Below are 23,910 nucleotides of genomic sequence, written 5' to 3'. Positions count from 1 at the left end.
GCCGGCACGTTACCCGGTAACACGTGAGGGCAGGAGCGGCATTTCATCCGACATGGGGAAGCGCCTTGGATCCATTCAAGATCAGTGAATTTGCCGGGATTTCGCTGCGGTTGGCAGTGCTTTTGCCGGTCATGGCGATATTGCCAGGGGGTGCCGCAGCCGAGGAAACAGGCCCGCCGCCGGTCCGGCCAGTGGAATCCTCCGTGTCTGTCACAGTTGATGACATCACGGATGGGCTGTCCAATCCCTGGGGGCTGGCATTTCTTCCCGATGGCCGTTTCCTCCTGACGGAACGGGTCGGCCGGTTGCGGGTGGTAGGGGCCAAGGGGGAAAAGAGCGCTCCCCTGCCGGGCCTGCCTCCGATGGCGGTGGGTGGCCAGGGCGGGTTGCTCGATGTCGCGACGGACGCGCAGTTCGAGCGCAACCGGCGCATCTTCTTCTGCTTTTCCGAGCCGGACGGGCGGGCCGGTGATCTCAACGGCACGGCCCTGGCCAGCGCGGTGCTGCCTCCGGGCGAAAAGGCGCTGCAGGATGTGCGCATCATCTTCCGCCAGCAGCCCAATGTGGCGAGCCGCCTGCACTTCGGATGCCGCATCGCCCAGGCGGGAGACGGGTCGGTCTTCCTTACGCTGGGTGAGCGCTTTGAACGCAAGGACGATGCACAGAAGCTGGACAACCACCTGGGCAAGGTCGTGCATATGCTGCCCGACGGTACGCCCGCACCCGGCAATCCGTTCGCCGGGCGGCCCGGCGGGCTTCCGGAGATCTGGAGCTGGGGGCACCGCAATTCCCAGGGCGCAGTGATCGGGCCCGACGGCAGGCTGTGGATGCATGAGCACGGTCCGCAGGGCGGCGACGAAATCAACGTGCCGCAGGCCGGCCGCAACTATGGCTGGCCCGTGGTGACCTTCGGCGAGAACTATGGCGGTGGAAAGATCGGTGAGGGCCTGACGCAGAAAGCGGGCATGGAGCCACCGCTGCATTACTGGGTGCCGTCGATCGCTCCTTCGGGGATGGCGTTCCTGACCAGCGACCGCTATGGACCGGCCTGGAAAGGGAGCTTGTTCATCGGTTCGTTGAAGTTCGCGCGCCTCCACCGCCTGGAATTCAAGGACGGCCGGGTGGTGCGGGACGAGTTCCTGCTCGCGGGCCTGGGCCAGCGGATCCGCGATGTGCGCCAGGGACCCGATGGCTGGCTCTATGTGCTGACGGACAGTCCGCAGGGCCGGCTGCTGCGGTTGCGCCCTTCCGGCTCCTGAGGGAGCGCCTTTCCGGGCAGGCCGCCATGTTGCGACAATGCGCCTTTCCTTGTTCATGGCTTGCCTTTTCAACCGATGCTGCTTGATGCCCTCGAATCCCAACTCGTGCTGGTGGACTACCAGGAACGCCTGATGCCTGCCATCTCCGACGGCCCGTCCGTGCTGGCCAACGCGCGGCTGCTCGCGCAGGCGGCCCGTGCGCTCGACGTGCCCGTTTGGGGCACCGAGCAGAATCCTTCCCGGCTGGGGCAGAACGATGCCGCGCTGCGGGCGCTCTGCCGCAGGACGCTGGCCAAGATGCAGTTCAGCGCAGCAGAGGAAGGCCTGGGCGAATGGCTGCGTCCGCCAGCGCGGGCGCAGCAGGGCGGCAATGCCCGCAGCCTGCCGCGCCACCTGCAGAAGCCCGCCCAGCCGCAGGCCGCCGCGGATGTGCGCGGCAGCATCGTGATTGCTGGCTGCGAGGCGCATGTGTGCCTGCTGCAGACGGCGCTGGACCTGCTCGAGGATGAGTTCGAGGTCTGGGTGGTAACAGATGCGTGCGGATCGCGCACCGAGCGCAACCGCGATGCCGCCTTCGACCGGCTGGCGGGGGCGGGGGCGGAACTGGTCACCACGGAAATGGCGGCGTTCGAATGGCTGCGGGGCTGCGAGCACCCGGCATTCAAGGAAGTGCTGGCCCTCGTGAAATAGCGCAGCTGTCAGCCTGCCGCAAGCGCGGGGTGAATGATGCTGTCTGCCGAGCCTGCGTGTGAACATGCGCGGGCCATAACGACAAGCAGGAGACACCCATGGGCCGCTATGCTGATTTCCACCGCCGCTCCCTGCAGGAGCGTGACGCTTTCTGGGCCGAGCAGGCCCGCCTGATCGACTGGCAGGTGCCGCCCCGGCGCATCTGCAACTACGACCGGCCGCCGTTCGCGCGCTGGTTCGAGGGCGGCACCACCAATCTCTGTCACAACGCGGTGGACCGGCACCTCGCGCAGCGCGGCAGCCAGGCGGCGCTGATCGCGATCTCGTCCGAGACCGATTCCGAGCGCGTCTACAGCTTCGCCGAATTGCACGCGGAAGTGCAGCGCATGGCGGCCGCCCTGCGGTCGCTGGGAGTGCAGGCGGGGGACCGGGTGCTGATTTACATGCCGATGGTGGCCGAGGCCGCGTTCGCCATGCTGGCCTGCGCCCGCATCGGGGCGCTGCATTCGGTGGTGTTCGGCGGCTTTGCGTCGGGTGCCCTGGCTTCGCGGATCGACGATGCTGAACCGGTGGCCATCGTCAGCGCGGATGCGGGCTCGCGCGGGGGCAAGGTGGTGCCCTACAAGCCCCTGCTGGACGAAGCGCTGCGGCTCTCGAAGCACCAGCCGCGCTCGGTGCTCCTCGTGGACCGGCGTCTGGCGCCCATGGAACTGCAGCCCGGCCGGGACCACCACTGGGAGGAACTGCGGACGCGGCACCTGGATGCCCGGGTGGACTGCGAGTGGCTGGATGCGACACATCCGAGCTATACGCTCTACACCAGCGGCACCACTGGGCGACCCAAGGGCGTGCAGCGGGATACCGGTGGATATGCAGTTGCCCTGGCGGCCAGCATGAGGCACATCTTCGATGCCGGAGTGCAGGATTCCGGTGGCGCGCAGGCCCCGGGCGTGTTCTTCGCCACCAGCGACATCGGTTGGGTGGTGGGGCACAGCTACATCGTCTATGGACCGCTCATCGCGGGCATGGCGACGGTGATGTACGAGGGCCTGCCGATCCGTCCGGACGCGGGCGTCTGGTGGCACATCGTCGAGCGGCACCGCGTGACGCACATGTTCTCGGCGCCCACGGCAGTGCGCGTGTTGAAGAAGCAGGATCCGGAGTGGCTGCGGTGCTACGACCTGTCGAGCCTGAAGGCGCTGTGGCTGGCGGGCGAGCCGCTGGATGCTCCCACGGCGCAGTGGATCGGAGACGCGCTGGGCGTGCCCATCGTGGACAACTACTGGCAGACGGAGACCGGCTGGCCGATCCTCACGCTGGCCAACGGGGTGGAGCCGCAGCCGTCCCGCGCGGGCAGCCCGGGCAAGGCCATGTACGGCTACGACGTGAAGCTGATCGACCAGGCCACGGGCGAGGAACTCATGGAGCCGGACCGCAAGGGCGTGCTCGCCATCGAGGGGCCGCTGCCTCCGGGCTGCATGCAGACCGTGTGGCGCGACGACGAGCGCTTCGTGCAGACGTACTGGAAAAGCATTCCCGGGCCCCTGGTGTACAGCACGTTCGACTGGGGCATCCGCGACCGGGACGGCTACTACTTCATCCTGGGGCGCACGGATGACGTGATCAACGTCGCGGGGCACCGGCTGGGCACGCGGGAGATCGAGGAGGCGATCGCCGCGCACCCGCAGGTGTCGGAAGTGGCGGTGGTGGGCGTGGCCGATGCGCTCAAGGGCCAGGTGGCGATGGCCTTCGCGGTGGCGCGCGATCCGGCGGCCGTGGCCGACGCCGCGGACCGGCGGCGGCTGGAAGGGGATGTGATGCAGATCGTGGACCAGCGACTCGGCGCGGTGGCCCGGCCGTCGCGCGTGCATTTCGTGGCGCTGTTGCCCAAGACGCGCAGCGGCAAGCTGCTGCGCCGGGCGCTGCAGGCCGTGGCCGAGCAGCGCGACCCCGGGGATCTCACCACCATGGAAGATCCCTCGGCGTTGCAGCAGGTGCGGGACCTGCTGGCTGGGACGGCATAGGGCGGCAGGGGCATGCACCGCCCCGCGGCTCATCCGGCGGTGCGCAGTTGTGCGCGCAGGATCTTGCCCAACGGTGGCTTCGGCAGTTGCGTGCTGTGCAGGCCCGCATCGTCGATGCGGTCATAGGACACTCCGGACGTCATGGCGACGCGGCGGGCCTTCAGGGAGGTCCGGTGGATCCAGCCGGTGGTCTTGCCGAGCTGGTCGCCGACCTTGGTGGACTTGCGCTGCAACAGGTGCACCCGGCGCGCGGCTGGCCCGACCTGGGGGCGGCCCAGGCCGCCCGGCTGCGCATAGGTGGTGTCGATGCCCCATTCCTCGTAGAACCTGGCGGGGGAAACCGAGCCGCTCTCTCCGGCGTGCGTCATGAATTCGCTGACGTCGAAGCCGATGCCGCCCGCGCCGAAGGCCGCCAGGCGCTGCCCCACGGGCTTGCCATCGCTCAGCACATCCAGGTAATTGAGGACCTTGGGATGCCCCACGCCGCCGATCTCTGCGCCCGCATCGAACAGGGTCACGTCGTGGCCGCGCTGCGCGGCCGTGACCGAGAAGACGAGACCCGCGGGGCCGGCCCCGACCACGGCGATGCGCTTGCGCGTGCGGGCGGGCTCGATCACCAGTTCGGTTTCGTGGCAGGTGCGGGGATTGAGCAGGCAGGAGGTGATCTTGCCGCCGAATGGGTGGTCCAGGCAGGACTCGTGCCAGCCGATGCCGGTGTTGAGGATCGTCGCGCCTGCCGCCTCGACAGCCTTCGCCGGTTCGATGACTTCTTCCAGCGTGGAGCCGCCCTCGACCAAGTCCAGCATGGAAAGCCGGTAGATGATGATGAAGTTCCGGCCGATCCGCTCGCGGGTGCGGCGCACGATCTCGACCGGAAAACGCATGCGGTGGGCGTAGCTGCCGCCCCATTCGTCGCCGCGGTGGTTGGTGCGTGCGGCGATGAATTCGTTGTGGAGGCGACCGAAGGGCAGCGTCACACCACCGCGGGCGGGCGCCAGGTTTCGGGGGCACGCCACTGCGCCACCCATTCGGGAAACGCCTCGGGTGCCATGGGCCGGGAGATGCAGTACCCCTGGGCCAGGTTGCAGCCCAGGCGCATGAGGGCCAGGCCCTGGGCTTCCGTTTCCACGCCCTCGGCCACTATGGAGTAACCGAAGGAACGCGCAAGCCCGATCACGCCCTGCACGATGGCGTAATCGCCCCGGTCGCTCATCATGCCGTGCACGAAGCTGCGGTCGAGCTTGAGCGTGTCCATGGGCAGCCGGCGCAGGTAGGACAGCGACGAATAGCCGGTGCCGAAGTCGTCGAGGGACACGGTGGTGCCGAGTTCGCGCAGCTGCGTCAGCTGCGGCGCCACGTGGTCCATGTCGTAGAGCGCCGCGCTTTCGGTGATTTCCAGGTCGAGCAGTCGGTGCGGTATGCCGGGCCGCTGGGCCATGCGGCCCGCGAGCCAGTGCGCGAATCCGGCCTGCTGCAGGTGGCGCGCCGAGATGTTCACGCTCACCGGCAGTTCCAGGCCGTCGGCGCGCAGCCGCTCGATCAGGTCCAGGGCCGAGTCCACCACCCACTCGCCGAAGGCCGCTTCGAGTTCCGCGCCTTCGATGAGGTGCAGGAAGGCGCCCGGCGGCAGAATGCCCTGGTCGGGATGCTTCCAGCGGGCCAGGGCTTCCGCGCCGACGACGGTGCCCGAGCGCATGTCCACCTTGGGTTGCAGGTAGAGCATGAACTGCCCCCGGGCCAAGGCTTCGCGCATGCGCTCGGCCTGCTCGCGCAGCGTCTGCCGGGCGCGCTCCTGCGCCGCGTCGAACGGCTGCACGCGGTTGCGCCCGCCCTGCTTGGCGCCGTACATCGCATGGTCGGCATGGCGCAGCAGCGTGTCGGCATCGGATGCGTCCTCCGGATAAAGCGTGTAGCCCACGCTGGCCGTGACAGTGACGCGCTCGGTGCCCAGCGTGTAGGGGGCGGCGAGGTTCTCCATGAGGCGGCGCAGGAGCTGCTCGGCATCGGCGCGCGACTGCAGTTCGGGCATCAGCAGCACGAATTCATCCCCGCCCAGCCGCGCCACGCAATCCACCGGACGCAGTGCCCGGGTGAGCCGGCCCGCCACGATCACCAGGAGCCGGTCGCCCGCGCTGTGGCCGAGGCGGTCGTTCACCGGCTTGAACCGGTCGAGGTCCAGGTAGGCCACGCCCAGCTGCCATCCGCCGGTCCGTGCCTGGGCCATGGTCTGTTCCAGGCGGCGGGCGAGCTGCACGCGGTTGGGCAGGCCCGTGAGCGCGTCGAAGTGGGCCAGTTGCTGGAGCATGTCTTCCTGCACGCGCTGGCTGGTCACGTCGATGGAGACGCCGAGCATGCGCCCCGGGCGGCCCCGTTCGTCGTAGCCCACGATCTTGCCCAGGTTGCGCACCCAACGGCCCGGGAGCGCGCCTGCAAGGGCGGACGGGCCGGTTGCGACCTGCCAGGTGGCATCGAAGTGGGTGTCCGGAAGCGCGACATGCCGCTCCAGGGCATCGGTGACGTTCTCGATGTCGGCGGGCGCCATGCCGCTGGTCCAGTGCACGCCCTCGACTGCCGGATGATCGGCGGTGTCCGCCATGCCCTGCAGTTCCCGCCATCGCGCGTCGCCCGTGACCATGCCGGTGGAGATGTTCCAGTCCCACAGTCCGAGCGAGGCGGCCGACAGGGTGAGCGACAGGAGTGCCTCGCGGTCGCGGATGAGGTCTTCGTTGCGCTTGCGCTCGGTGATGTCGTGCGCGGAGACCAGCCAGACGGGTGTTCCGTCGAGCTCGGCGGCGTGCATGGACTGCAGCAGGGTGCGGTCGCCGCCCGAGCGCGTGTGGATCGTGATTTCGAGCGCGTTGTGGACCGTGCGGCCGCTCATGGTGTCGAGCAGCTGCCGGCGCTCCCCGGCCGAGAACAGGCCCAGTTCCACGGCGGTGCGGCCCAGCGCCTGGTCGCGCGAAATGCCCGTCAGGCGCTCCCAGGCGTCGTTGACCATGAGGTAGGCGCCGTCCGCACGCCGAGACATGAGCACGGGATAGGGCATCAGCTCGAAGATGCGCATGAAGCGGTCTTCCGACTGGCTCAGGCGCTCGGCCGCGCGCTTCCATTCGTCGATGTCCTGCATCACCCCCCGCACGCCGGTGACGGCCCTGCCCTCGAGCACCGGTTCGGCATGGACGCGCACCCAGACGGCGCGGCCGTCGTCGGCCCGCAGGATCTGCACCTCGCAGGACCACCCCACGCCATGCTGGCGGCCTCGCCGGAACAGGTCGGCCAGGGTGTTGCGGAACGGCGCGACGACGAAGTCGCGCAGGTATTCGACCGGCCCCGGCAGCGGGCCGCCGCGTGGCAGGCCGTGGATGTCGAAACACACGTCCGACCAGTACACCAGCCCCTGGCCGTGCCGGTGTTCCCAGACGCCCAGGGCCGCCATGCGGCCGGCCTGCATCAGCAGTCCGTGGGCGGCTGCCAGCTGGTCGTGCGCGCGCTGGATGGCGGACAGGTCCTGGAAGACCGAAACCAGGCAGTCTTCGTCGCCGATGGTGACCCGGCTGGCCGAGAACAGGCCCGGCACGACCTTCGCGCCCGCGCCCTGCACCTGGATCGGCATCCTCTGCACGCGGCCTTCCCGGCGCAGGATGGCCAGCATGTCTGCCCGCGCGCTCTCCGATGGCCAGAGCCCCAGGTCCATGGACGTGCGGCCGACGGCGGCGGCGCGGGAGACGCCGAACAGCGCGGAGAAGGCCGGATTCACGTCGATGCAGCGACCGTCTTCCAGGCGGGTGACGCAGGCTGGATCCGGCAGCATCTGGTAGACGACGGAGTGCTGGCCCTCGGAGACCCGGACGGCGTCCTGCACCTGCCGCAGGGCCGTCGCATCCAGGTGGATGCCTGCCATGCGCAGCACCTTGCCATGGGCGTCGCGCTCGCACACCTGGCCGCGGGAGATGATCCAGCGCCAGCGGCCTTCGGTGTCGCGCATGCGGTATTCCGCGCTGAAGGTGGTCTCGAGCCCGTCCACCATGTGCTGCAGGTGCGCCGCGAGCCGTTCGGTGTCGTCGGGATGGCGCAGTGCGGTCCAGTGCTGCGTGGGGCAGCCCTCGCCCCCGGTTTCTATGCCGAGCGTTTCGTAGACCGGGCCATGGCAGACCAGCCGCCGCTGCTGGACGAACCACTCCCAGCGGCCTCCGCCGCTGGCGTCGAGCATCGCATTCAGGTCGGCCTGGCGGCGCCCGAGGGTGTTGGCCGCGTTCGCGCGACCGAGCGCCAGTTTCGCCCCTCCGCCCAGGAGCAGCACACCCGCGAACGCCGCCCAGGGCGCGTGGCCGTTCCATGCGCGTGCCGCGGCGGAAAGCATGAGCCCCAGCCCGACGAGATCCAGCCAGGCCAGCCGGGATGGGAGGCGGCCCTGCGCCTGGCGCCACGCGAGGCCCAGCAGGCAGGCCGATGCGAGCATGCCGGCCGCCTGCGGGGTGGCCGCGGGCAGCAGCACGGCGCCTCCCAGGGCCGCCACCAGGGCACTGACGGCCCCGGCCTGCAGGCCGAAACACAGTGCTGCGACGGCCGTGGGTACCGCGTCGATCCAGGCGGCGGTGGCCAGCGGCCCGCATGAGGCCGCGCCCGCGACCAGGCCTGCGAGTACGGGCAGGATGCGCCGGGTGGACGGTTCCGCCAGGAAGCGGGGGGGCACGGCGGCCAGCAGGCCCACCAGTGCCAGGTGGAGCCAGAAGGAGAGGCCCGCCTCACCCGCCATGGAGTGCCCCCCGTGCCATGCCCGGCCTCCCGGACCGGGGGGCCGGGAGTGCTCGGGCTTGGCGGGCAATGTCGGGCATGTGGCCGAGTTTAGGCGCTCGCGATGTGATCCAGGCGGCAATTGCTGCCGCGATTTCACAAATTGTCGCGTTGCACCGGAGCGGTGCGCCGCGGCCTCCCGGTCAACGTCCGCGGGGGCGCACCAGTCCGGTGGAGAGCATGGTCCCGCACACGATGACCGCGCCGCAGCCGATCATCCACGGTGTAACCGTTTCGCCCAGGAACAGGGCGCCGTAGGCCACCGCGAACACGGGGGCGAGGAAGGTCACGGCGAGCGCCCGGCTCGGCCCGGCGTGCGCGATGAGCCGGAAGTACAGGATGTAGGCAATGCCCGTGCACAGCACGGCGATCGCGATGACCGCGGCCCAGGCCCCGGGGCCTGGGGCCCGGGCCGGCCAGGACCCCAGCGCGGGCAGGGCGAGCGCGAGGGCGGCGCCCAGCTGGCTGCCCGTGGCCGTGGCCAGCGGCGGCAGCCCGGTCAGGTGCCGCCGGGCGTAGCTGGCACCCACGGCATAGCAGGTGGTGGCCAGCAGGCAGGCGCCGACCGCCCAGATGGCGTGGCCCGACTTGAAGCCGATCGATGCGGGCGCGCGCCAGGCGAGCAGCGCCACGCCCGCGAAACCGATCGCCAGCCCGGCCCATCGCAGCCGGCCGATGCGGTCGCCGAGCCACAGCCAGGCCACCAGCGCGCCGAACAGCGGCACGGTGGCATTCAGGATGGACGACAGTCCCGTGGTGATGTGCAGCACGGCCCAGGCATAGAGCGCGAAAGGGATGGCGGAGTTGATGACGCCGCCCAGCAGGATGGGCTTCCAGTGGCGGCGCAGCGCAGGCCACTGGCCCTGGTGCAGCAGGATGGGCCAGAGGAACAGGGAGGCCAGCGCCACGCGCAGTCCCGCCGTGGGCAGCGGGCCGAATTCGGCCGCGCCCAGGCGCATGAACAGGAAGGAGGCGCCCCAGAGCGCGGAAAGCAGCAGGAATTCGCCGAGCCAGCGGCGGGCGGGCAGCACGCCGGTTGCCGCGTTCACGCAGCCACCCCGGTGCGCAGGCCCTGGGTGCTGCAGGCCGTGGCGTCGCATTCCTGCCAGAGGGGCAGGGTGCGCAGGTGGTCCGGCAGCGCACCTTCCAGCCGCAGCAGGGCGGTTTTGCGCGGCAGGCCGCCGGCGTACCCGGTGAGGGTGCCGTCCGACCCGAGCACCCGGTGGCACGGCACGATCACGCTGACCGGATTGCGCCCGACCGCCGCGCCCACGGCCCGCATTGCCAGCGGACGGCCCAGGGCGCGCGCCAGGCCCGCATAGCTGGTGACGGCGCCGTGCGGTATTTCCACCAGTGCCTGCCAGACATCGCGCTGGAAGGCAGTACCGGCCGAGAGATCGAGCGGGAGGTCGAACCGGCTGCGCCGTCCTTCCAGGTATTCGCGCAGTTGCGAGGCCGCCGCGACCAGGACGGGATGGGCTGGGTCGTGCGGCCAGGCCCCGGGGCCGTCGAGGTGGTCGGTGGGCTGGTGGCGCTGTCCTTCGAACCAGATTCCCGCAAGGCCCCCGGGCGAGGCAGCAAGGCGCATGTCTCCGAGCGGGCTGGAGATGCGCATCTGGACGAGGGCGGACTGGGAAGAGGGTGCGAACGGCATGGCGGGACTCTGTCGGTGAAAGAGAGGGATCGGAAGCGTGGGTGGAGGCAGGCTGGCGCACTGCGGATGGCTAGGGGGGCGGCGAGCGGGACCCGTCCGGCTCCGGCATGCCCGCTCCGGCCCAGGCACGCACCACGGCGTAGCTGCGCCAGGGGCGCCATGCCTGAGAGGCTTCTTCGGCGGCCTTCGCTGGCCGGGGGGCGTTCTGTACTGCCAGCGCCTTGTGCAGCGCGACGTCGCCTGCGGGAAAGGCGTCGGGCCACCGCAGCGCGCGCATGGCGATGTACTGCGCCGTCCAGTCGCCGATGCCGGGCAATGCGCGCAGCGCCGCGATGGTGGCCTCCACATCGGCCGCGGCGTGCAGCGCGAGGCGGCCTTCCGCCACCGCATGGGACAGCGCCAGAATGGCCGATTGGCGCTGGCGCACGATGCCGAGCCGGCCCAGCGCATCGCCGTCGCAGCCCGCCAGCACCGAAGGCGCCGGAAACAGCCGGCAGAGATCCGGCCAGGGGGTGGCGATGGGATCGCCCCAGCGTTCCACCACGCGCTGTGCCAGCGTGCGGGCTGCTGCGACCGTGACCTGCTGGCCGAGCACGGCGCGCACGGCCAGCTCGAAGCCGTCCCAGGTGCCCGGAACGCGCAATCCGTCGCCGTGCGGAAAATCGCCGTGCAGCACCGCGTTGATTGCCTCGGGGTCCGCATCCAGGTCCAGCATACCGCGCGCCCTGGCGATGACTCCCGGCAGGGCAGGAAGAAGGCTGCTCGATATGCTCAGGACCACATGCGGTTTCGGCGCCCCGCTCCGCGCGCCTGCCATGCCGCTGTCGAACCGTGCCGCCAGCCAGCCGACGCACTCGCGCCCTTCGGCGTCCGGCAGCCTGGCCGTGCGGCGCAGTTCCAGGCCCGCGGCCGCATCCACGGCTTCCATGCCGTGGATGCGGCGCTGCGCGAAAAAGCCCAGCAGGGCCGCGATGTCCAGCGGCGGCCGGTAGGCCAGGCGCACCGCTCCGGAGGCCGGGCCCGCGGCGGCCTGGCTGCCCGTGCGGCGCAGCGCCGTGGGTTGCAGCCGGTAGTGCCCGGAAAAGGCAGCATTGAAGCGCCGGACGCTGCCGAAGCCGCTGGCCAGCGCGACCTGGGTCACGGGCAGGTCGGTGTCGGTGAGCAGTTGCTTGGCCGTCAGCAGCCGGCGCGTCTGCAGATATTGCAGCGGCGAGATGCCGAGGGCCGCCTCGAACACGCGGCGCAGGTGCCGGTCGCTCACGCCCAGGCGTGCCGCCAGGCACTGGATGGGAGCGCTGGCGCCGCTTCCTGCCACGGCAGCGTCCCAGGCCCCTTCCGCATCCAGAAAGCGCAGGGCTTCGCGCACCAGGATGCTGCGTGCGTCCTGCACGGACCAGGCCGGAACGCGCGGCGCAAGTTCGGGCCGGCAGCGCAGGCAGGGCCGGAAGCCGGCGTTTTCCGCCTGGGCTGCCAGCGCGAAGAAGCGGCAGTTCTCGCGGCGCGGCGTGCGGACCGCGCAGACGGGCCGGCAGTAGATGCCCGTGGAAGTCACCCCGGTAAAGAACCGTCCGTCGAAACGCGCGTCGCGCGCGGCGAGGGCCAGGTAGCGGCCGTCGTCCAGCGCGTCGGCGTTGGGCGGGGCTTTGGGGGCGTCGGGCGATTCCATGCAGGCCATCATAGGCGCCGGACGGTACGGCGCTGGCCGTTTCCGGACCTGTGCATGGCGTGCCTGCGGCCCGGGCCGGCAGGCGCCAAGATGCGGCCTCCGCCTACGCGTGGCCTGCCTGCGGGGGGCGTGCGCGACGCCTACAATCGCCCGCGAATCCGCAGATGGCGCGCCTCCGGTACCCGGGGCACGCCGCATCCGCTCCACCGGCCCAACCCCTGCCGCGCCGCGGCCGCGTCGCGGGCCTGCCAGCAAAGGAACCTTCCCGTGCAGCTTCATTCCGCCATTTTCAAGGCCTACGATATCCGCGGCGTCGTGCCGACCACCCTGACCGAAGATGTCGCGCGCGCCCTGGGCCGCGCGTTCGGCACGGCGGCCCGCCGCGAAGGCCAGGCCACCGTGGCGGTGGGCCGGGACGGGCGGCTGTCCGGTCCGGCATTGTCCCGCGCGCTGATCGAAGGACTGGTGGATGCCGGCATCGAAGTGATCGACGTCGGCGCCGTCACCACGCCGATGCTGTACTTCGCGGCCCACACCCTGTGCCAGAGCGGCATCCAGGTGACGGGCAGCCACAATCCCAAGGACTACAACGGCTTCAAGATGGTGCTGGCCGGCCGCGCCATCTACGGGGAGGAGATCCAGGGCCTGCGCCGTACGATGGAAGAGGAAAGCTGGCAGCTGCAGCCCGGGGGATCGGTGCGGCAGGCCGACGTGCTGGCCGCCTACGCGCAGCGCATCACGTCCGACGTGAAGCTCGAGCGCCCCATCAAGATCGTGGTGGACAGCGGCAACGGCATCGCGGGCGCCTCCGCTCCCGGCATCTTCCGTGCGCTGGGCTGCGAGGTGATCGAGCTGTTCTCCCAGGTGGACGGCAGCTTTCCCAACCACCATCCGGACCCCAGCAAGCCCGAGAACCTGCGCGACCTGATCCGCGCACTGCAGGAGAGCGACGCCGAACTGGGCCTGGCGTTCGACGGCGATGGCGACCGGCTGGGCATCGTCACCAAGGACGGGCAGAACATCTTCCCCGACCGCCAGATGATGCTGTTCGCGCGCGACGTGCTCTCGCGCGTGCCAGGCGCTCCCATCCTGTTCGACGTGAAGTGCACCCAGCGCCTGGCGCCTGCCATCGAAGCCGTGGGCGGGCAGGCGGTGATGTACAAGACCGGCCACTCGCTCATCAAGGCCCGCATGAAGGAACTCGACTCCCCGCTGGGTGGCGAGATGAGCGGCCACATCTTCTTCAAGGAGCGCTGGTTCGGCTTCGACGACGGCACCTACGCCGGCTGCCGCCTGCTCGAGATCCTGAGCCGCCATGCCGACCCGAGCGCGGTGCTCAACGACTTGCCCACGAGCCATTCCACGCCCGAGCTGAACGTGGCCTGCGAAGAGGGCGAGCCCCACCGCCTGACGGCCGAGCTGCAGGCGCTGGCGCAGGGCGCGTTCCCCGAAACCGCACGCATCAGCACCATCGACGGGTTGCGGGTGGACTGGCCGGACGGCTTCGGCCTGATCCGTGCAAGCAACACCACGCCGGTGCTGGTGCTGCGCTTCGAGGGGCACACGTCCGAGGCCCTGCATCGCATCGAAGCCGCCATGCTGGAGCTGCTGCAGCGCGTGAAGCCCGGCGCCGCACCGGGCGCGGCCGCGCATTGAGGAGCGCGGCGATGCGCGTCGCTGCGGCCCAGGTTTCGTCGCTGCCCGGCGGGCCGGAAGCGAATATCGGCAACCACCTGCGCTTCGCCGAGGCCGCGGCCGCGGAAGGCGTTCGGCTGCTGGTCTTTCCCGAGCTCTCGCTCACCGGCTACGACCTGCCGGGCCTCGCAGGCTGGGCCGCGCATCCCGGGGGTGCGCTGTTCGCGCCCCTGCGCGAGGCCGCGTACCGCCACGGCACGGCCCTGGTGGTGGGCGCTGCAGCGCCACCCCTGGGCGGCACGGGGCGCCCGGGGATCGGCGCCTTCATCTTCCGGCCGGACGGCAGCACGCACATCTACCGCAAGCGCCACCTGCATCCCGGGGAGGAAGTGCACGCCGAGCCAGGCACCGAAGAGGCGCAGGTACACCCCTTCGAGGGCCTGCCGGTGGCCATGGCGGTGTGCGCCGACATCTCCCATGCATCGCATGCGGAGGCGGCTGCCCGCGCAGGGGCGGCGCTGTATGCCGCGGGGATGGTGATCTCCAGCGGCGGCCATGCGCACGACACGACATGCGCCCAGGGCCACGCGCAGCGCTGCGGCATGGCGGTACTGCTGGCGAACCACGGCGCACCGACCGGAGGCTACGACTGCGTGGGCCGCAGCGCATTCTGGGCACCCGGAGGCCAGCGCATGGCCGAAGCTCCCGGGACGGGAGACTGGCTCGTCATTGCGGAACGCGCCAAGGCGGGCTGGACCGCATCCACGTGCCGCGTGGCGCCGTGAGCTTCTCCCGCGCCGTTTATTCCGCGCTCATGTGGTGCGCGCGGCCCTTGCTGCTGCGCAAGCTCCGACGCCGCGCCGTGGCCGAGCCGGGCTACGGTCATGCGGTGGAGGAGCGCTTCGGGCGCTATGGCCAGGCCGCGGCAGCGAGGAGCGATTCGCCAGCCGGGCCGCTGGTCTGGATCCATGCCGTATCGCTGGGTGAAACCCGTGCAGCGGCCATCCTGCTGAAAGAGTTACGCACCCCATTGCCCGGCATGCGCCTGCTGTTGACCCACGGCACTGCCACAGGGCGTGCAGAAGGGGCCGGGCTGCTGCAGCCCGGTGACTTGCAGGTCTGGCAGCCGTGGGACACGCCCGGAGCCGTCGGCCGCTTCCTGGAGCATTTCCGGCCCGCGATCGGCGTGCTCATGGAAACCGAGATCTGGCCCAATCTGGTGGCGGGCTGCCGGCAGCACGGCATTCCGCTGGTGCTGGCCAATGCCCGTCTCAACGAGAAGTCGCTGGCCGGCGCTCGCCGCTGGGCCTGGCTGGCACGGCCGGCCTATGCAGGCCTGTCGGCGGTCTGGGCGCAGACCGGGGCCGATGCCGAACGCCTGCGCGTGGCCGGCGCCCGGGTGGAGGGCGTCTTCGGCAACCTGAAATTCGACGTGGTGCCCGATGCGGCGCAGCTGGCACAGGGCAGGGCATGGCGTGACGCCCATCCGCGCCCCGTGGTATTGCTGGCCAGCAGCCGCGAGGGCGAGGAAGCGATGTGGCTGGACGCCTTGCATGCCTCGCAGTCCACCACCGAAAGCATGGCCAATGCCGGCGTGCAGTGGCTGGTGGTGCCGCGCCATCCGCAGCGCGTGGCCGAGGTGCGCCAGCGCATCGAGGCGGCCGGTCTCACCGTCTCCAGCCGCAGCGGCTGGGCCGGCACGCCTGGCGCCGCCGACGTGTGGCTGGGCGATTCGCTGGGCGAGATGGCGCTCTATTACGGCCTGGCGCACGCGGCGCTGCTGGGAGGCAGCTTCGCGCCGCTGGGCGGGCAGAACCTGATCGAGGCCGCGGCCTGCGGATGCCCCGTGGTCGCCGGCCCCCACACCTTCAACTTCGCCGAGGCGGCGCGGCTGGCCTGCGAGGCGGGCGCCGCGCTGCGCGTGGCCGACATGGCCGAAGGCGTTGCGGCCGCCAGGGCCCTGGTGCACGACGCGGGCGCGCTCTCCGCCACCCAGGACCGTGCACTGGCTTTCACCCAGGCGCACCGGGGCGCCGCGCGGGCCACTGCCGCGGCCGTGGTGCAGCAACTGCAGGGGCACTGACGCCTGCCGGTTGCAGCTGCGGTATGCCGCTGCGCTGCCGTACGCCGCGGCCCCATCACCCTGAGGGCATTTGCAGGCCTTGTCCCACCGGACACATCGGTGCGTCCATGCCAGCACAGCCCGGAAGCTTCCGAATTTCTATCGTGGCCTGGAGCGGCAGACACCCTCTGTGCGTCCGCCGCCTTCCGCCCCACCGCGGGCACGCCAACCTTCCTCGATAGGAGCCGTTCTTCCATGACTGCAACCCGTTCACTTCTGCACCAGGCCGGTGGCTCGCTGGCCATGGCGCTGCTGCCGCTTTCCGCGTGGGCTATCGACGTCGATCCGGGTGACTATGTGCCGGCACCTGCGGGCACGACCGCAGGCCTTCTCTATTACCAGCACTCCCAGCGGGACCGGCTCTACGCGCAGGGCCAACAGGTGCCGATCGATGCACGGCTGACCTCGGACGTGGGCATCCTGCGCCTGGTGCGCTACATGAGCGTGGGCGGCCTGACCGTGGCGCCGCAGGTACTGCTGCCCTTCGGCCGGCTGGATGCCGGGCGGGACACCGCCGCGCTGGGGCGCACCAGCGGCGTGGGCGACGTGATCCTGGCGGCGCCGGCCTGGCTGGTGAACGATCCGGAGTTCAGCACCTATCTGGGCATCTCACCTTACCTGTATCTGCCCACCGGCAGCTACGACCGCAATCGCGCGCTGAACCTGGGCGAGAACCGCTGGAAGTTCGACCTGCAGGTCGGCTTCGTGAAAGGGCTGACCCCGCACTGGCACATCGATCTGACCTTCGATTCGATGTTCCATGGCAGGAACGACGACTCCGGTCCCACAGGCCGCACGCTGAAGCAGGACCGGATCGACCAGGGCCAGGTTTATCTGAGATACCAGTTCACGCCCGGTACCAACGCCTTCGTGGGCATCTCGCAGACCTAGGGCGGCGCCACGCGGGTGGATGGCGTGGCCAACGACGACGAGGTCCGCCAGCGCAAGGTGAGCATCGGGGCCAGTCACTTCATCCAGCCCGCCATGCAACTGATGGTGACCCTGGGCCGCGACCTGAGGGTGAGCAACGGCTTCAAGGAAAACGCGCGCATCAACCTGCGGCTGCTGCACGTTTTCTGAAGAGGGAAACGGCGATGGACACCATCGGGCCCATCGCCTGGCCGCTCAGCCGGGTTGTGCCTGCGCCACCTCCTGCCGCCGCAGCAGGAAGCGCTGGATCTTTCCGCTGGGTGTCTTGGGCAGTTCGCGGACGAAGGCGATCTCCCGCGGGTAGGCGTGGGCGGACAGCCGCTTGCGCACATGCTGGCGCAGGGCTTCGGCCAGGATGTCGTCGCCCTGGAAGCCGGCATGCAGCACGACGAAGGCCTTGATCAGTTCCGTGCGCTCGGGATCGGGTTTGCCGATCACCGCAGCCTCGATGACGGCGGGATGCTCGATGAGCGCGCTTTCCACGTCGAACGGGCCGACCCGGTAGCCCGAGGTGGTGATCACGTCGTCCGCGTGGCCGACGAAGCTGATGCTGCCGTCGTCATTGAGCTCCACGGTGTCGCCGCTCAGGTAATAGTGACCCAGGAACGGCTGGCGCGCCGTGCCCTCGTAGCCGCCGAACCAGAGAAGAGCGGCGACTGCACCACGTCCACCGCCAGGGTGCCCGGCTGGCCCCCAGCTCGCGGATGATGCGGCAGGTGCTTTCCACGGTGAAGGGGCCTTCGTAGAACGTGGTGGCATGCCCCACGGCCAGCGGCCCGGTCACCGCGTCGTAGAGGCCGTAGGCCCAGCCCGGATCGGCCAGGTTCGCGCATGGAGCCGACGAAGGCGATGGACGGCCTTGAGCGGCCCGGCCAGCGGCTTGGCCGGGCCGGTGGTGCCGGAGGTGAACGTCAGCAGGAACGGGTCGTCCCCGCTGCGCAGCACGGGATCGAAGTGGGGCGGGCAGGCATCCAGCCATCGGCCGGAAATCCCCGCCCACGGTGAGCACGGGTGGCGCGCCGGCCACGTCGTCCATCTTGGGGCGCTGCGCGGCATCGGTCACCACCAGCTTCGACGCCGCCATCTGCACGCGGTGCTCGATGGCCTTGGGACCGAAGGCGGTGAAGAGCGGCTGATAGACCGCGCCGATCCGTCAGGAGGGTGACGAGCAGTTCGGCGTGCGCGGCAGCAGGCCCGAGATGCGTGCCCTGCGCGTGGAAATGGCCTGCGAGGCGGGCCGAGGCCTGCGGCAGTCGCTCGAAAGTCCATTTGGCCCGCTGGCCGTCGCGATTCCGGTGGCCGGGTGGCACTGTATGTACTCGAAGTGCTGGCTGGGGCCGTCGCTGACCGACACCTCATGGTAGAGCCGGAGTTTGGAAAGCCCGGCGGCGACCCTGAAGAAGGACCAGTCAACCTGTGCGGGCGCCTGCATCCAGCGCCGGTGGGCGGCCGGGTCGCGCCAGTAGCCGACGGCGATGGGTTTGTCGTAACCCTGGGCATCGACGTGGTGTGTCAGGTCGTGCTGCAGGGGGGCCGTCTTCCGCGCCGAAGGCGGCGACCCATTCGCGCAGCACGGCGAGGGCGCGCGGCTTCTGCGCTTCGCCCTGGTACTGGATGCCGCAATAGGACATCACTACCTGCTGCAGGTCGGGCTGCGGACGTGCCACCCACATCGGAAAGGGCGGCTGGTAGTCGTCCGCCACGCGGCGCGAGAGAGAGTGAGCGGGGGCATTGCAGGCGCGGGGGAATCGCTGATTCCATATGAGGACTCCTTCTGGGGGCGGGTTTTCACGGCCCGGGGCGGTCGCCCAGGCCGGCGCGGGCATCGAAGGGCGCAGCGCCGGGCAGCAGGGGCCAGGTATCCAGCCCTTCAGCAATTTCGGCAGGGGTGAGCAGGCAGGCGTCGAGCTCGCGGCGCAGCGCGTCGTGATCGAGGTGCTGGCCGATGAACACGATTTCCTGGCGGCAGTCGCCCGTGGGCTCCTGCCAGTGCTGCAGGACGGCGGCGAGGCGGGGCTCGTCAGCCGGCCATGCGTCACGGGGCACGAATCGCCACCAGCGGCCGACGTAGTCCCAGCGGAACGCGCCGCCGGTCTGCACCAGCATGCCGGTCTCCGCAGGCCGGCTGGCCATCCAGAAGTAGCCCTTGCAGCGCAGGAGCCGTCCCCGGGGCCAGGGACGGCCGAGCCAGTCCAGCAGGCGTTGCGGGTGGAAGGGCGCGCGCTCGCGGTACACCCAGGACGCAATACTGAAGCTGTCCGACTCTGGCTCACCCTGGTCGGCCGCGTCCATGCGGCGCATCCAGCCCGGTGCGCGGGCGAGGCTGGGCAGATCGAAGAGCCCCGTGTCCAGCAGTTCGCGCGGGTCCACCTGGCCGTTCACCATTGGCACGATGCGCGCTGCGGGGTTGAGGGCCGACAGCAGGGCGCGCACTTCGGCAAAGCCGGCCTCGCCGATCAGGTCGCAGCGGCTGACCAGGATCACGTTGGCGCACTCCACCTGCTCGGTGAGCAGGGCGGCGAGCGGGCGCCGGGCCGTGCCGCCGGCCGTGGGCACGGTGTCGGGCGCGGCCAGCCATGCCTGGAACCGGCTGCCGTCCACCACGGTGGCGAGGGTGTCGAGCCGCGCCAGTTCACTGAGGCAGAAGCCGCCGGTATCCAGGAAGGCGAAGGTCTCCGCGACCGGCAGCGGCTCGGAAATGCCGGTGGATTCGATCAGCAGGTAATCGAAGCGGCCTTCCCGGGCCAGTGTGCTCACCGATGCCAGCAGGTCGGCGCGCAGCGTGCAGCAGATGCAGCCGTTGGTCATTTCCACCAGCTCGTCGCTGCCGCGGTGCAGGGCCACATCGCGCCGCAGGTCGCCGGCGTCGATGTTCACGTCGCTCATGTCGTTGACGACGACGGCCACGCGCAGCCCGCTGCGGTTGCGCAGGATGTGCTGCAAGAGCGTGGTCTTGCCCGCACCCAGGAAGCCCGAAAGCACCGTGACGGGCAGCCGGGGCGGCAGCGGCGTGGCCGGGCTGCCGGCCAACTCGCCAGGCCTTGCGGCATGGAGCACTGCCGTCATGCCGCGACGGTCTGCGCTGCCGGACGGCGCTCCGCAGGGGCCGCAGCCGTGCCGTCGGCAGGCACCTTGTCGAGATAGCTCTCGAACAGATCCACCACCACCAGCCCGTCGTCGGCAGCGCTGCCCCAGAGGTCGCGGGCGCTGAATTGCACATGGTAGGTGGGCTGGTGCTCGGCGGTGGCGTCGCCGTGGCCGATGGCGTCGGGGAATGGCCATTTTTCCGTGGTGCGGTGCAGGACCACGCCTTGCTTGCCCCGCACGTAGGCCGGGCAGCGGATGTGGCCGCTGAAGTATTCGCCGCGCACCACCACGCGGTCGCCGACCTCGAACGGGGCGCGCCCGGCCAACGCCGCGCGGCCTGGGGAGTGGGCCGGATTGGCGAGCTTGAAGGGCGAGCCCAGGGCCTCGTCCAGTTCCTGCTGCGTGAGCACACCCGTTTCCACGAGCAGCGTGGCCACCGCGATGACGTAGCGCTCGTAATAGCGCGTGCCGACGTGCTGGCGCACATCGATGCGCTCGACGGCATGGCGCACCTCGTCGATGCTGAACTTCTGCAGGTGCGCCGCGCCGAGAAACAGCAGGCAGTAGCCCAGGTGTTCCCAGTCTTCCTTGAAAACCTTCTGGTAGTCCAGGCTGTTGATGGTGTGCGGCACCTTGCCGAAGCCTTGAAAGCCGCCGAGATCGTGAAAGCCGTCCATGTCGAATCTCCGTGGGAGCGTGGGGGTGTGATGGGGGAATTTGCGGGGGAGCGGGGTGCGGCCTCAGGCCACGCGGGGCAGGGCGACGCCGATGAGCACGTCCTTGGTGACGAGCTGGCGCAGTTGCGCTTCGTCCATGTGCCCGGTGCCTGCCGGGCGCATCGGCAGCACGAGGTAGCGCGTTTCGGCGCTGGTGTCCCAGACGCGCACCGTGACGTTGTCGGGCAGCTCGGTGCCCAGTTCGCGCAGCACCGTGCGCCCCTCCCGGACCAGGCGGGCGCGGTACTCGAAGCCCTTGTACCACTCGGGCGGCAGGCCCAGCACCGGCCAGTTGGTGCATGAGCACAGGCTGCAGACGATGACGTTCTTCACCGTGGGCGTGTCTTCGATGGCCACGATGTATTCGCCCTGCGGACCGGTGAAGCCGTATTCGGCGCAGGCGGCGGTGCCGTCGCGCAGCAGCAGTTCGCGGTAGGCCGGATCGGTCCAGGCGCGCGCCACCACCTGCGCGCCGTTGGCGGGGCTGAACTGGCGGCCCAGCAGATCCTTGAATCCTTCGATGTAGCCTTCGGGAATGAGATGCTTCTTCTTCAGTGCCGCCTCCAGCGCGAAGGCGCGCTGCGCCGGCGTGGTGGTGTCAACGGTGGGATGGGCATCGTGGGGCATGGGATATCTCCTGCAGGTTCGGGAAACACAAGGGAAGAAAGAGCGCCGCCGGGTGTCAGAGCGCCGGATGCAGCCGGTGCCAGTCGGTGGCGCGCTGGCAGGCCCAGCCGGCGCGCACCAGCAGCGCTTCGGCGAAGTGCGGCGCGACGAACTGGAAGGCCACGGGCGCACCGCCGGGCGTGCGCCCGCCGGGCAGGGTGATGGTGGGATGGCCCGTGGAGTCGAAAGGGCAGGTGTAGCGCAGCATGTCGGAGAAGAGCTGGGCATCCGTGCCGAAGCGTGTCATCAGCTCCATGCTGGCGCCGGCCACCGCCGTGGCCGGGATGAGCAGCAGGTCCACATCCTTGAAGACGGCATTGACGCGGCCGCGGAATTCGGCGCGTCGCAGCCAGAGCTTCTGGTACTCGGTCGCGCTGATCTGGCGGCCCATCTCGATCACCGCCGACAGGCCCGGACCGTATTCGGCCGCGAGAGCAGGGTGGGTGGCCTCGTGCGCCACGGCGGTTTCCACGGCGCACATCGGTGTCCAGTCCTGCAGGGCCTGCTCGGCGTCGGGGAAGTCCACCTCGCGCAGGCTGCCTCCCAGCGGTTCGATCAGGTCCAGCACCGACTGCAGCACAGCCTTCGTCGGGCCGTCCGCCCGGTCCAGCGTCCAGGCATGGTCGATGCCCACGCGCAGGCCGGTCAGGCCCCGGGTCATCTGCGCGAGGTAGTCGGGCACGGGTTCCTGGCTGGCCGTAGGGTCCTTCGGGTCGGCGCCGGCGATGACCTGCAGCACCGCCGCGGCATCGGCCGCGCTGCGCGCGATAGGCCCGATATGGTCGAGAGAAGCCGCCAGCTCGAAGGCACCATGGCGGCTCACGCGGCCCCAGGTCGGCTTCAGTCCGGTCACGCCGTTCGCGGCCGACGGGAAGCGAATCGAACCGCCCGTGTCCGTGCCCAGCGAGGCGAAGCACAGGCCTGCCGCCGTGGCCACGCCGGAGCCGCTGGATGAAGCACCCGGCCACAGCGTGTCGCCCCAGGGATTCAGCGGTGCGACGACCTGGGGATGGTGGTCGGCGAAGGCACCTTCCGTCTGCTGCAGCTTGCCCAGCAGCACCGCGCCAGCCTCGCGCAGGCGGCGCACGGCGGTGGCGTCCTCCCGGGGCCGATAGTCCCTGTGGATCGTCATGCCATGGGCGCATGGGACCCCCTGCGTCCAGAGAAGGTCCTTGACCGCGATCGGCACGCCGTGCAGCGGCCCGCGTGCGCGGTGGGCTGCGATGTCCACATCGGCCTGCCGCGCATCCCGCAGCGCGTGGTCCGCCATCAGGGTGGCGTAGCTGTGCAGCTTCGCATCGATGCGGCCGATGCGCTCCAGCATGGCCTGCGTGACCTCCAGCGACGAACGCTCTCGCGACTGGATCTGCCTGCCGACTTCCAGCAGTTCGAGATAGTGAAGTTCCGTGTGCGCCAATTGTGTGCTCCTCGCTGCGTTACCGTGGATATCGGCGGACGGACAGACTGGGGTTCCGCACTGCGCCGATGTGTCTAAGGTATGTCCGCCGCGGCCGGAGCACTGGACTGGCGAGGACGCACCGTTTGTCCGGGAAGGACACGGGGCCTGGCATGCCGCCATGCGGCAGCGGCGCCTGCCCGTCATTCAGGCCTGGCCGGGTGTATTGGCAAAAGGAGGAGCGGCCTGCGGTGTGGCCGGCCGCGGTGGCGGCCGGTCAGCCGCGTATCAGCGTGTGCGGCGCACAGCCGAAGGCCTTGCGGAACGCACGGCTGAAGTGGGACACGTCGGAAAAGCCATGGTCGAACGCGGCTTGCGTGACGCTGCGGGAGCGTCCTTCTGCAAGGGCGCGCTGGCTGGCCTCCAGGCGCAGTTGCCAGACGAGGCCCATGGGCGTGTGCGCATGGCGCGCGAATGCCCGGGTGACGGTGCGCGACGACACGCCATGCGCGGCCGCCAGGCTGTCCAGGCACAGTTCCGCATCGTCGAAATGGCGCTGGATGTAGGTCACGATGCGGCCATGGAGATCGTGCTCGCCCGGGCGCACCGCATCGTCGCCCATCTGCAGCTCGAGTGCCACGGCGACCAGGTCCAGCAGGGTGCTGCCGACCTGGGCGCCCGCATGCGCCCGGGTGCGGTCGAAATCGATGGAGGCCGCCTGCTCGATCATGGTGCGCAGCGGGACGGCCGCGGGCTGGCTGGGGTCGATGACCAGCGCCGTGAGCCGCTCGGCCCCCGGGCAGCGCTGCAGCAGGGCCCGGCGCGGCAGGCGCAGCAGGTGCAGGGAGCGCGCGGAGAGCGTGAAGCCGAAGGGCCGCGCCGCGTCGTACAGCACCATGTCGCCCTGGCCCATGACCGCGCATCGGTCGTGCTGCCGGATCCCCGCCTCGCCGTCGGCCATGAGGGCGAGCCACAGGTCGTCGTCCGGGCCGCTGCGCAGGTGGGTGGCGGCACGGGTCCAGTGGTGGGACGGTGCCGCCATGGAACTCACGTCCACAGCCCCCAGCGAGCGCACCTGCAGCCGGGCATCGAAGGGACCCTGGCCGAGCATCTTGCTCGCGGCGGAGACGCAATGCCGGCAGACAACGTCGTTCCAGTAGTCGAAGCGACGTTCGGCTTCGACCTCCGATGTGGAATAGTCAAGCACACCCATGGTCTGGCTCAAAAAAGGAGTAGCTGATCGGCATCTCGCACCGGACCGTGCACCGGAA

The 23,910-nt window shown here is 70.2% G+C and carries 18 protein-coding genes and 2 pseudogenes; 8 read left to right on the top strand and 12 right to left on the bottom strand.

Features of this window, described 5'->3' with window-relative positions; translation table 11 throughout:
• Window positions 1-131: 131 nt before the first annotated feature.
• The 3 genes from BLR05_RS07220 to BLR05_RS07210 all read left to right on the top strand — a co-directional run bounded on the left by BLR05_RS07220 (window position 132) and on the right by BLR05_RS07210 (window position 3,973).
• Window positions 132-1,259: a PQQ-dependent sugar dehydrogenase gene (locus tag BLR05_RS07220; RefSeq protein WP_092833225.1), complete on the top strand. Its 1,128-nt coding sequence runs from the start codon at window positions 132-134 to the stop codon at window positions 1,257-1,259.
• Window positions 1,260-1,334: 75 nt separating this feature from the next.
• Window positions 1,335-1,949 carry an isochorismatase family protein gene (locus tag BLR05_RS07215; protein ID WP_092833223.1) on the top strand — a complete coding sequence of 205 codons (615 nt, stop codon included), beginning with the start codon at window positions 1,335-1,337 and terminating at the stop codon, window positions 1,947-1,949.
• A 98-nt stretch (window positions 1,950-2,047) separates the two neighbouring features.
• Window positions 2,048-3,973 (top strand): propionate--CoA ligase, encoded by a 1,926-nt coding sequence (locus BLR05_RS07210; protein WP_092833222.1) that lies wholly within the window; start codon window positions 2,048-2,050, stop codon window positions 3,971-3,973.
• A gap of 197 nt (window positions 3,974-4,170) precedes the next feature.
• Here BLR05_RS07210 and BLR05_RS07205 read toward each other — a convergent pair.
• The 5 genes and pseudogenes from BLR05_RS07205 to BLR05_RS07185 form a co-directional block, all read right to left on the bottom strand.
• Window positions 4,171-4,935 (bottom strand): annotated as a pseudogene (locus BLR05_RS07205) (oxidoreductase); the annotation flags it as partial.
• Between the two features lie 11 nt (window positions 4,936-4,946).
• Window positions 4,947-8,729, bottom strand: a complete 3,783-nt coding sequence (locus BLR05_RS07200; protein WP_092833220.1) for an EAL domain-containing protein — start codon at window positions 8,727-8,729, stop codon at window positions 4,947-4,949.
• 181 nt (window positions 8,730-8,910) lie between these two features.
• A complete protein-coding gene (locus tag BLR05_RS07195) occupies window positions 8,911-9,816 on the bottom strand; it encodes a DMT family transporter (protein ID WP_092833218.1) in 906 nt (301 codons plus the stop codon).
• The gene (locus tag BLR05_RS07190; protein ID WP_092833216.1) at window positions 9,813-10,421 is read right to left on the bottom strand and encodes a methylated-DNA--[protein]-cysteine S-methyltransferase; all 609 of its coding nucleotides are present in this window, start codon (window positions 10,419-10,421) and stop codon (window positions 9,813-9,815) included. The genes BLR05_RS07195 and BLR05_RS07190 overlap by 4 nt, the downstream gene beginning before the upstream one ends.
• Before the next feature lie 70 nt (window positions 10,422-10,491).
• The gene (locus BLR05_RS07185; RefSeq protein WP_092833214.1) at window positions 10,492-12,099 is read right to left on the bottom strand and encodes a DNA-3-methyladenine glycosylase 2 family protein; all 1,608 of its coding nucleotides are present in this window, start codon (window positions 12,097-12,099) and stop codon (window positions 10,492-10,494) included.
• A 255-nt stretch (window positions 12,100-12,354) separates the two neighbouring features.
• On the opposite strand from BLR05_RS07185, the gene BLR05_RS07180 reads away from it, so the two are divergent.
• From BLR05_RS07180 to BLR05_RS27075, 5 genes are all read left to right on the top strand, one after another.
• Entirely contained in the window at window positions 12,355-13,743 is a 1,389-nt protein-coding gene (locus tag BLR05_RS07180; protein WP_092833212.1) for a phosphomannomutase/phosphoglucomutase, read from the top strand.
• An 11-nt stretch (window positions 13,744-13,754) separates the two neighbouring features.
• Window positions 13,755-14,507 (top strand): carbon-nitrogen hydrolase family protein, encoded by a 753-nt coding sequence (locus BLR05_RS07175; RefSeq protein WP_092833210.1) that lies wholly within the window; start codon window positions 13,755-13,757, stop codon window positions 14,505-14,507.
• Between the two features lie 29 nt (window positions 14,508-14,536).
• A complete protein-coding gene (locus tag BLR05_RS07170; RefSeq protein ID WP_092833431.1) occupies window positions 14,537-15,805 on the top strand; it encodes a 3-deoxy-D-manno-octulosonic acid transferase in 1,269 nt (422 codons plus the stop codon).
• Window positions 15,806-16,039: 234 nt separating this feature from the next.
• The gene (locus tag BLR05_RS07165; protein WP_225979322.1) at window positions 16,040-16,735 is read left to right on the top strand and encodes a transporter; all 696 of its coding nucleotides are present in this window, start codon (window positions 16,040-16,042) and stop codon (window positions 16,733-16,735) included.
• A 24-nt stretch (window positions 16,736-16,759) separates the two neighbouring features.
• On the top strand, window positions 16,760-16,924 hold the full coding sequence (locus tag BLR05_RS27075; RefSeq protein ID WP_225979323.1) for a hypothetical protein: 165 nt from the start codon (window positions 16,760-16,762) through the stop codon (window positions 16,922-16,924).
• A gap of 45 nt (window positions 16,925-16,969) precedes the next feature.
• Here the strand turns inward: BLR05_RS27075 and BLR05_RS27735 are convergent.
• The 7 genes and pseudogenes from BLR05_RS27735 to BLR05_RS07130 all read right to left on the bottom strand — a co-directional run.
• Window positions 16,970-17,927, bottom strand: a pseudogene (locus BLR05_RS27735) (AMP-binding enzyme); the annotation flags it as partial.
• Complete coding sequence (locus tag BLR05_RS27060; protein WP_225979326.1) at window positions 17,928-18,206, bottom strand: phenylacetaldoxime dehydratase family protein; 279 nt, start codon at window positions 18,204-18,206, stop codon at window positions 17,928-17,930.
• A gap of 356 nt (window positions 18,207-18,562) precedes the next feature.
• Window positions 18,563-19,840 carry a GTP-binding protein gene (locus BLR05_RS07150; RefSeq protein ID WP_092833208.1) on the bottom strand — a complete coding sequence of 426 codons (1,278 nt, stop codon included), beginning with the start codon at window positions 19,838-19,840 and terminating at the stop codon, window positions 18,563-18,565.
• On the bottom strand, window positions 19,837-20,538 hold the full coding sequence (nthB, locus tag BLR05_RS07145) for a nitrile hydratase subunit beta (RefSeq protein ID WP_092833206.1): 702 nt from the start codon (window positions 20,536-20,538) through the stop codon (window positions 19,837-19,839). The genes BLR05_RS07150 and nthB overlap by 4 nt, the downstream gene beginning before the upstream one ends.
• A 63-nt stretch (window positions 20,539-20,601) precedes the next feature.
• Complete coding sequence (gene nthA / locus BLR05_RS07140) at window positions 20,602-21,204, bottom strand: nitrile hydratase subunit alpha (protein WP_092833204.1); 603 nt, start codon at window positions 21,202-21,204, stop codon at window positions 20,602-20,604.
• Window positions 21,205-21,259: 55 nt separating this feature from the next.
• Window positions 21,260-22,660, bottom strand: a complete 1,401-nt coding sequence (locus tag BLR05_RS07135; RefSeq protein ID WP_092833202.1) for an amidase — start codon at window positions 22,658-22,660, stop codon at window positions 21,260-21,262.
• Between the two features lie 256 nt (window positions 22,661-22,916).
• Window positions 22,917-23,852, bottom strand: a complete 936-nt coding sequence (locus tag BLR05_RS07130; RefSeq protein ID WP_092833200.1) for an AraC family transcriptional regulator — start codon at window positions 23,850-23,852, stop codon at window positions 22,917-22,919.
• Between the last annotated feature and the right edge of the window lie 58 nt (window positions 23,853-23,910).

This window comes from Paracidovorax cattleyae (assembly GCF_900104515.1).
GTDB classification, from domain to species: Bacteria; Pseudomonadota; Gammaproteobacteria; order Burkholderiales; family Burkholderiaceae_C; genus Paracidovorax; species Paracidovorax cattleyae.
Note: the sequence above shows the minus strand (reverse complement) of the source record. Positions and strands in the feature narration are given on the sequence as shown.

Coding starts and splice junctions, on each gene's coding strand:
- BLR05_RS07200 (WP_092833220.1), bottom strand. CDS start 8,729: ATGGCGGGTGAGGCGGGCCTCTCCTTCTGGCTCCACCTGGCACTGGTG.
- BLR05_RS07150 (WP_092833208.1), bottom strand. CDS start 19,840: ATGACGGCAGTGCTCCATGCCGCAAGGCCTGGCGAGTTGGCCGGCAGC.
- BLR05_RS07130 (WP_092833200.1), bottom strand. CDS start 23,852: ATGGGTGTGCTTGACTATTCCACATCGGAGGTCGAAGCCGAACGTCGC.
- BLR05_RS07210 (WP_092833222.1), top strand. CDS start 2,048: ATGGGCCGCTATGCTGATTTCCACCGCCGCTCCCTGCAGGAGCGTGAC.
- BLR05_RS07215 (WP_092833223.1), top strand. CDS start 1,335: ATGCTGCTTGATGCCCTCGAATCCCAACTCGTGCTGGTGGACTACCAG.
- BLR05_RS07220 (WP_092833225.1), top strand. CDS start 132: ATGGCGATATTGCCAGGGGGTGCCGCAGCCGAGGAAACAGGCCCGCCG.
- BLR05_RS27060 (WP_225979326.1), bottom strand. CDS start 18,206: ATGCAGGCGCCCGCACAGGTTGACTGGTCCTTCTTCAGGGTCGCCGCC.
- BLR05_RS07190 (WP_092833216.1), bottom strand. CDS start 10,421: ATGCCGTTCGCACCCTCTTCCCAGTCCGCCCTCGTCCAGATGCGCATC.
- BLR05_RS07175 (WP_092833210.1), top strand. CDS start 13,755: ATGCGCGTCGCTGCGGCCCAGGTTTCGTCGCTGCCCGGCGGGCCGGAA.
- nthB (WP_092833206.1), bottom strand. CDS start 20,538: ATGGACGGCTTTCACGATCTCGGCGGCTTTCAAGGCTTCGGCAAGGTG.
- BLR05_RS07165 (WP_225979322.1), top strand. CDS start 16,040: ATGACTGCAACCCGTTCACTTCTGCACCAGGCCGGTGGCTCGCTGGCC.
- BLR05_RS07170 (WP_092833431.1), top strand. CDS start 14,537: ATGTGGTGCGCGCGGCCCTTGCTGCTGCGCAAGCTCCGACGCCGCGCC.
- BLR05_RS07185 (WP_092833214.1), bottom strand. CDS start 12,099: ATGATGGCCTGCATGGAATCGCCCGACGCCCCCAAAGCCCCGCCCAAC.
- nthA (WP_092833204.1), bottom strand. CDS start 21,204: ATGCCCCACGATGCCCATCCCACCGTTGACACCACCACGCCGGCGCAG.